The organism is Methylobacterium sp. WL6 (assembly GCF_008040095.1).
Taxonomy (GTDB): Bacteria; Pseudomonadota; Alphaproteobacteria; order Rhizobiales; family Beijerinckiaceae; genus Methylobacterium.
On record NZ_VRVH01000144.1, the window covers coordinates 1 to 11,257 of the forward strand.

The following is an 11,257-nucleotide window of genomic DNA, read 5'->3' on the forward strand; positions in this document are numbered from 1 at the left end:
CTGCAGGTCGCCTCGGGCGGCATGCGCGACGCGGTCGCGGGCACCTCGCAGCGGTCGAGCAGCGTCGCGAGCACCGCCCACGAGACCGCCCGGAACGTCAACACCGTCGCCGCGGCGGCCGAGGAGCTCGGGGCCACGGTCCAGGAGATCGGGCGGCAGGTCGAGCAGGCGGCGGAGATGTCGGACGGCGCGGTGCGCGAGGCGGCCCGCACGCAGGCCGCCATGGATGCGCTGGCCGCGGCCGCGACCCGGATCGGCGACGTCGTCGGCCTGGTCTCGACCATCGCCGGGCAGACCAACCTGCTGGCCCTGAACGCCACGATCGAGGCGGCGCGGGCGGGCGAGGCCGGCCGCGGCTTCGCGGTGGTGGCGGCCGAGGTCAAGGACCTCGCCGCGCAGACCGCGCGGGCGACGGAGGAGATCGGCCAGCAGATCGCCTCGATCCAGGCCGCCGCGGGGGAGGCCTCGGGGGCGATCCACGCGATCACCGGGCGGATCGACGCGATGAACCAGGTGGCGACCAGCATCGCCGCCGCGGTGGAGGAGCAGGGCGTGACGACCCAGGAGATCGTGCGCAACATGGGCCAGGCCTCGGCCGGCACCGGCGCCATGACGGCGGACATCGCCGCCGTCGCCCGCGCGGCGGACGCCGCCGGCACCGAGGTCGCGGCGGTGCTGCTGGCCTCCGACGAGCTCGCCGACCAGTCGGCGCGGCTGCGCGCCGAGATCGGCACCTTCCTGGCGGGCGTCCGCGCCGCCTGAGCGAAGCGGGCCGCCTTTCAGGACTCGGGCCGGCTCCCCCTGGCCGGGGCGCGCCGATCGGCGACCGGGGGAGGGGACGCTCCGTCGCCCGCCCGCACCCGCATCCGTCGCGGCGTCCGCCTGGTGGGCGCGCCTCGGGACGAAGTCGCGGGTGGAATCCCGATCGACGGGCTTCCGAAACACGAGGGGCCGCCCGGCCCGGATGGCTGGACGGCCCCTCGCCGATGGGAAGCCTTCCGATCAGCGGCCGATGGCGCCGCGCTTGAACCCGAAGCCCGGGACTTCGCAGCCGCAGGACGAGTTGAACGGCGCCGGGCGGGTGACGCAGTTGCCGCGGGCGGTGACGCAGATGCTGCCGCCGCGGCCGCCGCGGAAGTCGTCGCGGCGACGGTCGTAGCGATCCTCGTCGTAGTCGCGGCGGCGCGGGCGATCGTCGTCGTAGCCGCGGTCGAACCGGCGCGGGCCGCCGTAATCGTAGTACTGGGCGCTCGCCACGGTCGCGCCGAGGGTCGTCCCGAGGGTCAGGGCGGCGATGGCCGCGAGGGTGAGGCGCTTCATGGTCATAGAGTGTGTCCGTCTCCGGTCCGAGGTCGACGTGGGGTCGACCGGGTGTCTACGCGGGGCTGCCTGAACGTCGGCTGAGGCCGGCGCAACGGCTGTCCGCCCGGCGGCCCCGACGCTCAACGCGGCAGACTGCGCATCGGCCGCCACAATCGTCCGGCATGGTGCACGGCCGCCGCCCCGTCCGCCCTCGGCCTGCGACGACGGCCTGCGGTTGCCGGAACCGGCCGGCCTCGCTACTGACGCGGGCGAAAATGTTTCCCGTGAAACCTCCTCCGGAGCGGCCCCCCGACATGGAGCTCCTCAAGCTCGCGGCCCTCGACGCCGAGGACCTCACCGTCATCTCCGCCCACCTTCAGGATGCGGTGCTGAACGTGGCCGACCTCACCTTCCTCGCCGCCGAGCACCGCTTCGTGCTGGCGCTGCGCCGGTTCGACTGGCAGGCGCCGGAGACGCCGCGGCGGCGGCTCGCCGGCCTGCATTTCGAGCGCGTGCTCGGGGTCCGCACCCGCGGCCTGACGCCGGGGGATGCCAGCTTGAGCCTGCTCGCGATCACCTTCGAGGAGACCGAGGCGCCGTCCGGCATCGTCACGCTGCTGTTCTCCGGCCAGGCCGCGATCCGCCTCGACGTCGAGTGCATCGAGGCGCGGATGAAGGATCTCGGGCCGGTCTGGGAGGCCGACAGCCGCCCGGGCCACGCGGCGCCCGCCTCCGGCCCGTCGGCCTGAGCCGTCGCGTCCCACGCCCTCACCAGAAGAAGTGCCCGATGATCCGCCTCGATAGCAGCGACCCGACCTTCGCGGACGACTTCGCCCGGCTGCTCACGGTCAAGCGCGAGATCTCGGAGGACGTCGACGAGACCGTGCGCGCCATCATCGCCGGCGTGGTGAAGGGCGGCGACGCGGCGCTGGTCGACTACACCCGAACATTCGACCGGCTCGGCGACGGCTTCGGCGCGTCCGCCCTGCGCGTCACCGCGGACGAGATCGCGGCGGCGCTCGAAGCCTGCCCGGCCGAGGCGCTGGAGGCGCTGCGCTTCGCCGCCGCCCGGATCGAGGCGTTCCACGCCGAGCAGGTCCCGGGCGACCGCCGGACCACCGACGCCCTCGGCGTCACCTCGGGCTGGCGCTGGACCGCGCTCGAATCGGTCGGGCTCTACGTGCCCGGCGGCACGGCGAGCTACCCGTCCTCGGTGCTGATGAACGCGATTCCCGCCCGCGTCGCCGGGGTGCCGCGGATCGTCATGGTGGTGCCGATGCCCGACGGGCAGTCGAACCCGCTGGTGCTCGCCGCCGCGCATCTGTCGGGCGTCCACGAGGTCTATCGCGTCGGCGGGGCGCAGGCGGTGGCGGCGCTGGCCTACGGCACCGAGACGATCGCGCCGGTGGCCAAGATCGTCGGGCCCGGCAACGCCTACGTCGCGGCGGCCAAGCGCCGGGTGTTCGGCCAGGTCGGCATCGACATGATCGCCGGCCCCTCCGAGGTGCTGATCCTGGCTGACGGCCACGCCAACCCGGACTGGATCGCCGCCGACCTGCTGGCCCAGGCCGAGCATGACGTCGCCGCCCAGTCGATCCTGATCACCGACAGCGCCGCGCTGGCCGAGGCCGCGGAATCCGCCGTCGAGCGCGCGCTTGCCACCCTGCCGCGCCAGGAGATCGCGCGGGCGAGCTGGCGCGACTACGGCGCGATCGTCCGGGTCCGCAGCTTCGACGAGGCGGTGCCGCTGGTCGACCGCCTGGCGCCGGAGCACCTGGAGATCGAGACGGCCGACGCCGAGGCCCTGTCCGGGAAGATCCGCAACGCCGGGGCGATCTTCCTCGGCTCGCACACGCCCGAGGCGATCGGCGACTACGTCGGTGGCCCCAACCACGTCCTGCCGACCGCGCGCTCGGCGCGGTTCTCGTCCGGCCTCGGGGTGCTCGACTTCATGAAGCGCACCACGATCCTGGCCTGCACGCCGGAGAGCTTGCGGGCGCTCGGCCCCGCGGCGATAACGCTGGGCCGGTCGGAGGGCCTCGAGGGGCACGCCCGCTCCGTCGCGATCCGGCTGAACCTTTGAAGGCACGCGCACGATGTCGGAGGTCAAGGGGGGTGGGACGGGGGTCGAGAAGCGGGTCGAGCCGGCCGGGAAGGGCACCGATCGCCTGATCGGGGTCACGCTCGACGAGGACTCGATCGGCCGCGGCAACCCCGACCAGGAGCACGAGCGCGCGATCGCGATCTTCGACATCCTCGAGGACAACCACTTCGCGATCCCGGGCCGCACCGGGCCCTACGCGCTCAACCTCGGGCTCGTCGAGAACAAGCTCTCCTTCGCGATCCTGTCCCCGACGGGCGACCCGGTGATGACCCACCTGCTGTCGCTGACCCCGTTCCGCCGGGTGATCCGCGACTACGAGATGATCTGCGAGAGCTACTACAACGCCATCCGCACCGCCTCCCCGACGCAGATCGAGGCGATCGACATGGGCCGGCGCGGCCTGCACAACGAGGCGTCCGAGACCCTGAGGGAGCGCCTGGCCGGCAAGGTCGACCTCGACCACGACACCGCCCGGCGGCTGTTCACCCTGGTCTTCGCCTTGCACTGGAAGGGCTGAGGTGGGCCTGCGCCGCCGACGCCCGCACCGGCACAGACGCTGAGAGCCCCCGCGCGATGGACGTCCTCGTCCCGCCTCCGCCCGGCGACCTCGTCGTGCCACGCAAGCGCCGGGTCCAGTCGGTGCTGTTCATGTGCAACTTCAACGCCGTGCGCTCGCCCGCGGCGGAGGTGATCGCGCGCCACTACTTCGGCAAGTCGGTCTACGTGCAGTCGGCCGGGGTGCGCTCGGGCGAGCCGGTCGACCCGTTCATGGTCGCGGCGCTGGACGAGATCGGCATCGACGCCAGGAAGCACCGGCCCCGCACCATCGAGGAGCTCGACGAGTGGGAGGGGCTGAACTTCGACCTGATCGTGACGCTGGCCCCCGAGGCGCACCACAAGGCGCTGGCGATGACCCACACCCTGGCGGCCGACGTCGAGTACTGGCAGACGGCGGACCCGACCATCCTCCAGGACGCCTCCCGCGAGCAGCGCATGGACGCCTACCGCGACGTCCGCGACGGGCTGACCTACCGGATCAAGATGCGGCTGAAGGGGTAGGGGTTGGTTTAACAGCCACTTTCTAGTCACTGAAAAGGTACGCGGTTCGATTTTAGTGGACATCGAGCGGCAATTTCTGCCTCTTGAAAAGAATTTATCCAGCTAGGAAAGCAGTGAGGCTTTTGATGGATGTTCGTCAGTCAGACATAGATAGCTTGGAAGAGCGTGTAAAAAAATTATCTTATGAATATTATCTCCCTGTGCTAAGGATGTTAAATGTTCGTAGTTTTGATAATCAAGCTATAAGCTTTGATTTCCCAGTAACTGCGATCATAGGGGACGAATGGCGGGGGTAAGTCGACTGTCCTTGGTGCAGCAGCGTTGGCTTATAAATCAGTAAAGCCAGGAGGATTTTTTCCGAAATCCAATATCGGTGATAATAGTATGGCCAATTGGCGAATAGATTATGATATCATAGATCGAAAGATTCATCCTCCAGGAATATTTACACGAAATGCTCGGTTTGTATCAGCTAAGTGGCGCAGAGATGATATACCAGACCGAGAAGTTATTGTAATACCAATCCAGAGAACTGTTCCAGCCAATGAACAAACGAAATTCAAGCAGTTTATTGGCCTCGCCCAAAGAACCGATATCATAGTTACCCCAATAAAAGCAGGCGTCCTTTCGCATGTCGCTCGAATTTTGGGGAAAGATGCGTCTGGGTACGAGAGAATTTCTCTGAAAGAGGATCCGGCTAAATCGATACTTGTTGGAACCAAGAAACAAAACGATTATTCCCAATTTCATTTTGGAGCGGGCGAGGCATCCATAATAGAAATGGTAACTAAAATTGAGGACGCGAAAGACAATGCCCTTATACTAATCGAAGAAATCGAGAACGGTCTGCACCCGCTCGCCACACGCAAAATGATTGAGTATCTATTCGACGTAGCTAAAAGAAAGAAATCACAGATAATATTTACGACGCACTCAGAGTATGCCCTAGATATTTTGCCACCTAAGGCGATATGGGGCTGCATTGATGGCGTTGCGTATCAAGGAAAGTTGACGATCGAAAGCTTGCGGGCATTGACAGGAACCGTTTCTAAGGACCGTGCAATATTCGTAGAAGATGATTTTGCGAAGGATTTATGCACTGAGATACTTAGGCAATATGCAATGGATTTGTTGGATCACGTTGAGATCCATAAGGCGGGTGGATTTCCTTATGTCGTAGAGGTTCTAAAATATCACAACGCAAATCCTACGATAAAGAAAAAGGCTGTTGCTGTTATAGATGGCGATAATCCGCCACTTAATGAGCCGAACGATCATGTGTTAGAGCTTCCAGACGGCACTCCCGAGGCTGTTGTTTTTGGGTATATAATCGAAAAATGCAATGACGTTGCAGCTTTAGTGCAACAACGGTGCCAATGCCCAACGATCTCACAAGACAAAGTTGTAGAAGCTATAAAAAGTGTTTCGATTGATACAACCGATCACCATTTGTATTTTGCCAAGCTAGGAGAGCGGCTTGGCTTTGTATCTGAGATTATCGTTCGGAGAGGATTGTGCTCAATCTATGTACAAAACAAAAAGCTCGAGCTTGAAAATCTAGTGGAAGGACTAAAGATTCGACTACAAAGTTGATAAGGTAAAATACTTAGTTGGTAAATCAATGATGCTTTCGGAAATAAAATTACAAAAGCGCATTTATAATAATATCAAAATTATCAAAATAAAATATCCATTGTAGTATGGATGGAAACATGATGTATAAAGCAACATTAAACATAAATATCTGATCTCTAAATTCAATCGTGAGAGTGAAGCAAGCGTTTCTTTATATGACTTATATTAGCTGCCAGGGATGTGACACTTCTCGGTCCCCTTTTACGCCTCCAGCCGGCGCATCCCGGTGATCGCGCCGTAGCTGTTGGCGGCGATCCGCTCCGCCGCCCGGCGCAGGGGCTCGACCGCCACCGCCATGTGATGGCCGTTGGCGTGGATCAGGGTGTCGGCGTCGAGCATCAGGCCGGTATGGCCGCGCCAGTCGACGAAGTCGCCGCGGCGCAGGCCGTCGAAGCCGATCGGCAGGGCGCGGCCGACGGCGCCGGCCTGCTGGTCGGCGTCGCGCGGGCAGGGCAGGCCGGCGAGATCGAGGCAGAGCTGGACCAGGCCCGAGCAGTCGAGCCCGAGGCTGGTGCGCCCGCCCCACAGGTAGGGCGTCCCGACCAGCCGCTCGGCGGTGGCCGCGTAGTCCGGCACCGTGCGGTCGAGGGGCGCGCAGTGGGCGGCGAAGACGAAGGCGTCGCCGACCCGGACGAAGTCGCCGGCCGTGTCTGCGACCGTTATCCGCGCCCCGAGCCCGAGATGGCCGAGCGCCGGGCGCTTCATGTCGGGGGCGGGGTAGAGGAAGCTGCGCAGGGCCGTCACCCGGTGGGTCGGGGCTGGGTCGGCCGGGCCGAGGCTCGCCGCCGGCAGGTAGCCGACATAGCCGTCGCGCATGAGCTGGACCCAGGCGAACCCGTCGCCGACCTCGTACACGGCGACCGCGTCGCCCATCACCGCCTCGGTCTCGAGCCCGGCCTCCGGTCGCGGCGTCCGGCGTAAGGGGGCGGCCGGGACCACGACCCGGCGCGGCTCGCCGGCGACGAAGCGCGCCGCCTCGACCGTGCCGCGCAGGCGGATGTCGGCGAGGTCCGGCCGGGCCGGCGTGGTGCGCGGATCGTGGTTGGCGGTCGGCGGGCTCGTCATCACGGCTCGGGGCTGCGGCTGTCTCGGAATCTGCGGGCGTCTCGAAGTGATGATCGCGGGCCGCGGTGACCGAACCACGCCCCGGGGCGCATCTCCTCCCGCGCCATTTCGACGCATCGTCGTGCTGCTTGAGACGGCAACTGCATCATGAATGCGCCAGCGCGCCCGCAGGATCGCGGCGCACCTCTGCCTGCCTCTTCGGCACGCCGGGGCATGCATGGCAGGACGGCGACGGCCTCGTTTTGATGCGGTGCACAATCGGTGCGAATCGGGTACGGTGGGCCATGACGAGCGCGAGCCCTGCCGTGAAGAAGTCGAAGAAGAGCTTTGCCGACCTGCCGCCGATCCGGGTCCGCCGCGAGCCGCCGACGATCGTCGAGGCGGTGACCGCCGCGCAGGACCTGTCCGACGACCTCGAGCAGCAGATCGAGATCGCCGCCGGGCTGATCGGCCTGCCCGCCGAGGAGGTCCGCCCGCACGTCGTCGCGGCGCTGCGGGCCAAGCCCGAGCGCGTGCCGGAGCGGATCATCGCCCAGGCCGGCCCGAGCCGGGCGCCGCGCACCGTCATCGTCGAGCGCCGCACCCGCCCGCCGGTGATCGTCGAGCGCCGCGGCCGCCCGCTCGATCCGCGGCGCTGACGGCGCCCGCGGACCGCCTTCGGGTCCCGCGCTACCAGGCGAGCGTCTCGCCGCGGTAGTCGAGATAGGCCGTGCCGGGCCGGCCGAGCCGGGCCTCGATCACGTCGGCCATGCCGGCGACGCTGGTCGCCACGTCGATGTCGGCCCCGTCGCCGCCCATCTCGGTCCGCACCCAGCCCGGATGCATCAGCACCACGCTCAGGTTCTCCGCCGCGTGGCGGATCGCGAAGCTGCGGACCAGGGTGTTCAGCGCCGCCTTGCTGGCGCGGTAGTTTTCCCAGCCGCCGGAGGTGTTGAGCCCGACGCTGCCGAGGATCGAGCTCATGAACACCAGGCTGCCGCCGGGCGCGAGCCGATCGCGGAAGGCTTCGGCGAAGCGGACCGGGCTGATCGCGTTGGTGAGGTAGACCTGCGCCGCGACCGGCCGCGGCACCGCGTGCAGCGGATCGTGCGCCTGCGTCGCCACGCCGGCCACCACGAACACCAGGTCGAATGTTCGGGACGCCAGCCGGTCGTGCAGGGCCGAGACCGCTTGGTCGTCGTCGATGTCGGCGGTCTCGATCGTCAGCGCCTCGGATTCGAGGGCGGCCAGGCCCGGCGAGGCCTTGCGCTGGGTCGCGGTGACGCGCCAGCCGCGCCCCAGGAAGGTCTCGACGAGCCCGAGCCCGAGGCCGCGCGAGGCCCCGACGATCAGCGCGTTCCTGGCCGACGGATGTTCGAGTTCTGCCATGGGATGTCTCCTGCGAGGCCGGGTTCGGGATTTCTTGGGAGGAAGGTGGCTTCATCGCGCGATGCGGAAAGCGCCGTTGGGGATCGCCCGGTGTGCCGCCGCACGTTCGGTACCTCCACCCTCGGACGCAGCTTCGACACGCCCCCCTTCCCTCCCCCGACGATCTCGGGCTTGCCCGCGATCCGCACCCTGTGTGCTCGAGTCGGGCAGGCCCGACTTGGGTGCGGGGGAGGGGAAGGCGACGTGGGCGCCTTGCGCGCGAAACGTACGGGTTCGGCGCCTTGCCCCGTTCCCTCAATCCCCCGTCTGCACCGCCCAGGTGGCGTGGCGGATGCCCGGTTGCGCCTGCAGGGCGGCGACCACCGCGTCGAGCTCCTTGGCCGCCACCGCGCTGGCGATGAGGGTCGCGACCACGTCCACCGCCGCGTCGCCGCGCTCCTCGACCTCGACGCCGCCGACCGGGTAGCCCGCCGCCTCCAGCCGCTCGACCAGCATGTCCTGGGCGGGGCCCGCGGTGCCGGGGGCGGTGGTGACCTGGACCTCGTAGGTCGCCTCCGTCGCGCTCTCGTCGATCGGCGCGCGGTTGATCGCGTTGACGAGCGGGCGCAGCAGGGTGTTGCAGGCCAGGACCGCGACCGCGACGAACAAAGCCTCCAGCGGCAGGTCGGCGCCGGCGAAGGCGCCGACTGCGGCCGAGCACCACAGGGTCGCAGCCGTGTTGAGGCCGCGCACGTTCATGCCCTCCTTCATGATCACGCCGGCGCCGAGGAAGCCGATGCCGGAGATCACGTAGGCGACGGTGCGGGTCGCGCCCTCGGCCCCCGTCAGCCGCATGCCGAGATCGACGAAGGCGGCCGCCCCCACCGCCACCAGCACCGCCGTGCGCAGGCCGGCGGTGCGCTGGCGGTACTGCCGCTCGGCGCCGATCAGGGTGCCGAGCACGAAGGCCACGATCAGGCTGATCGCCGAATTGACCGGCTCGGGGAGGGGCGTGGGTAGAAGGACCATCCGGTCTCCTAGACGGGCGCGCATGACGGTTCCGTGACGGGAGCTGGTCCCAACCCGAGGTCGCAGCGGGATTGACGGGTGCCCCGGGCAGCGGGCACACCGGCTCGACTATGGATCGATCAAGAATCCAAGTGCGGCGGGTTCAGCCCGCCGGGTTCGACGAGGAGACGTGCAGGATGAAGGCTTCCTTCCAGCCGGCCCGGCCGTGTCGCGCAGGGTGCGCGCGCGCATGAGCGGCGCTGCGCTTGCCGAGCGTCCGGCTGCCGCCGCCGATCCGTTGCGGGCCCGCATCCTCGAGCTCCGCGCCGGCCTGGAGCACGGGCTGATCGGCTGCGAGGGCCTGGTCGAGCGCCTGATGATCGGGCTGCTCACCGGCGGCCACCTGCTGATCGAGGGCGCGCCGGGGCTGGCCAAGACCCGCGCCGTCAAGCGCCTCGCCGACGGGCTCGACGGCTCCTTCGCCCGCATCCAGTGCACGCCCGACCTGATGCCCGCCGACCTCACCGGCACCACCGTGTGGCGCCAGGATGCCGGCACCTTCGAGTTCCTGCCCGGCCCGCTGTTCCACTCGCTGATCCTCGTCGACGAGGTCAACCGCGCGCCGCCGAAGGTGCAGTCGGCCCTGCTCGAGGCGATGGCGGAAGGCCAGATCACCGTCTCCGGCGCGACCCATCCGCTCGCCGACCCGTTCATGGTGGTGGCGACCCAGAACCCGATCGAGCATGCCGGCACCTTCCCGCTGCCCGAGGCGCAGCTCGACCGCTTCCTGCTCCACGTCGTGGTCGGGATGCCGGACGAGGCCTCCGAGCGGAAGATCCTCGACCTCGTCGAGGGCGAGCTCAACCATCACGGCGAGGCGATGCCGGTGAAGCTCTCGGTCGCCGAGATGCTGGCCGCGCGCGAGGCCGCGCTGAAGACCTACGTCTCGCCGGCGCTGAAGGATTATCTCGTGCGCATCGTCGCCGCGACCCGCACCGATTCCGCGGCGCCGGACCTGCGCGCCGCGATCGAGCATCCGGCCTCGCCGCGCGGCACGCTGGCGCTGATGGTCGCCGGCAAGGCGCGGGCCTACCTCCACGGCCGCGACCACGTCGTCCCCGAGGACGTGGCGGACCTCGCCGCCGACGCGCTCTCCCACCGCATCGGCCTGACCTGGCGCGCGGCCGCGGAAGGGCTCACCACCCGCGGCATCGTCGGCGGATTGGTCCAGCGGGTGCGGGCGCTCTGAGGGTGGTCCCGGCAACCGCGAGAAGGCCCCGCGCGACCACGCCCTGCGCGGGTCCCCTCTCCCATGGGGAGAGGCGGCCGCGCCGCGCTGGCCGGATTCCGGCATGACCGCCACCGCCGCCCCCGAGACGAACCCGGCCTTCCACCTTTCCGGCGAGGCGCTGATGGGCCTGCGCCACCTCGCGCGCCGCGGCGTCACGCCGGCGACGCGGACGCTGGCGGGCCTGCCCGGCGGCATCGTCACCAAGCGCCGCGGGCGCGGCTCGGAGCCCGACGACGTGCGGCTGTGGTCGGAGGGCGACGACCGGCGCCACATCGACCGCAACGCCACCGCGCGCACCGGCATCCTGCACGTGCGCACCCACCACGACGAGCGCGACCGCGCGGTGGTGCTGCTCGCCGATTTCCGCCCCTCGATGCTGTTCGGCACCCGCCGGGCGCTGCGCTCGGTGGCGGCGGCCGAGGCGCTGGCGCTGCTCGGCTGGCGCG

General features: G+C 68.1%; 13 protein-coding genes. 9 read left to right on the plus strand and 4 right to left on the minus strand.

Translation table 11 applies throughout. The features are described 5' to 3' along the window. The coding region (locus FV230_RS17495; protein ID WP_246694899.1) for a methyl-accepting chemotaxis protein at positions 1–762 on the plus strand (762 nt) is incomplete at its 5' end. Between the two features lie 240 nt (positions 763–1,002). On the opposite strand, the gene FV230_RS17500 is transcribed toward FV230_RS17495, so the two are convergent. Then, positions 1,003–1,320, minus strand: coding sequence for a hypothetical protein (locus tag FV230_RS17500; RefSeq protein WP_147727389.1), 318 nt, complete (start codon positions 1,318–1,320; stop codon positions 1,003–1,005). 296 nt (positions 1,321–1,616) lie between these two features. On the opposite strand from FV230_RS17500, the gene FV230_RS17505 reads away from it, so the two are divergent. The 5 genes from FV230_RS17505 (at position 1,617) to FV230_RS17525 (ending at position 6,058) form a co-directional block, all read left to right on the plus strand. Continuing rightward, on the plus strand, positions 1,617–2,051 hold the full coding sequence (locus tag FV230_RS17505) for a DUF2948 family protein (RefSeq protein ID WP_147843311.1): 435 nt from the start codon (positions 1,617–1,619) through the stop codon (positions 2,049–2,051). A 38-nt stretch (positions 2,052–2,089) separates the two neighbouring features. After that, positions 2,090–3,385: a histidinol dehydrogenase gene (hisD, locus tag FV230_RS17510; RefSeq protein WP_147843312.1), complete on the plus strand. Its 1,296-nt coding sequence runs from the start codon at positions 2,090–2,092 to the stop codon at positions 3,383–3,385. A gap of 13 nt (positions 3,386–3,398) precedes the next feature. Continuing rightward, positions 3,399–3,923 carry a UPF0262 family protein gene (locus FV230_RS17515; protein WP_246686598.1) on the plus strand — a complete coding sequence of 175 codons (525 nt, stop codon included), beginning with the start codon at positions 3,399–3,401 and terminating at the stop codon, positions 3,921–3,923. 56 nt (positions 3,924–3,979) lie between these two features. Continuing rightward, a complete protein-coding gene (locus FV230_RS17520; protein ID WP_147727383.1) occupies positions 3,980–4,465 on the plus strand; it encodes a low molecular weight phosphatase family protein in 486 nt (161 codons plus the stop codon). A 321-nt stretch (positions 4,466–4,786) separates the two neighbouring features. After that, on the plus strand, positions 4,787–6,058 hold the full coding sequence (locus FV230_RS17525; RefSeq protein WP_147843313.1) for an AAA family ATPase: 1,272 nt from the start codon (positions 4,787–4,789) through the stop codon (positions 6,056–6,058). A gap of 243 nt (positions 6,059–6,301) precedes the next feature. Here the strand turns inward: FV230_RS17525 and FV230_RS17530 are convergent, their stop codons facing one another. Further along, positions 6,302–7,165 carry an NlpC/P60 family protein gene (locus tag FV230_RS17530; RefSeq protein WP_147727384.1) on the minus strand — a complete coding sequence of 288 codons (864 nt, stop codon included), beginning with the start codon at positions 7,163–7,165 and terminating at the stop codon, positions 6,302–6,304. A 284-nt stretch (positions 7,166–7,449) separates the two neighbouring features. Here FV230_RS17530 and FV230_RS17535 point away from each other — a divergent pair, with 284 nt between their 5' ends. Further along, the gene (locus tag FV230_RS17535) at positions 7,450–7,803 is read left to right on the plus strand and encodes a hypothetical protein (RefSeq protein WP_147727385.1); all 354 of its coding nucleotides are present in this window, start codon (positions 7,450–7,452) and stop codon (positions 7,801–7,803) included. 31 nt (positions 7,804–7,834) lie between these two features. Here the strand turns inward: FV230_RS17535 and FV230_RS17540 are convergent, their stop codons facing one another. Both FV230_RS17540 and FV230_RS17545 read right to left on the minus strand, forming a co-directional pair. Continuing rightward, positions 7,835–8,533, minus strand: a complete 699-nt coding sequence (locus tag FV230_RS17540; protein ID WP_147843314.1) for an SDR family oxidoreductase — start codon at positions 8,531–8,533, stop codon at positions 7,835–7,837. 294 nt (positions 8,534–8,827) lie between these two features. Beyond that, positions 8,828–9,541: an MgtC/SapB family protein gene (locus tag FV230_RS17545; protein WP_147727387.1), complete on the minus strand. Its 714-nt coding sequence runs from the start codon at positions 9,539–9,541 to the stop codon at positions 8,828–8,830. 229 nt (positions 9,542–9,770) lie between these two features. Between FV230_RS17545 and FV230_RS17550 the strand changes: the two genes are divergently transcribed. Next, positions 9,771–10,769, plus strand: coding sequence for a MoxR family ATPase (locus FV230_RS17550; protein ID WP_147843315.1), 999 nt, complete (start codon positions 9,771–9,773; stop codon positions 10,767–10,769). A gap of 103 nt (positions 10,770–10,872) precedes the next feature. Further along, the coding region (locus tag FV230_RS17555; protein ID WP_147843316.1) for a DUF58 domain-containing protein at positions 10,873–11,257 on the plus strand (385 nt) is incomplete at its 3' end.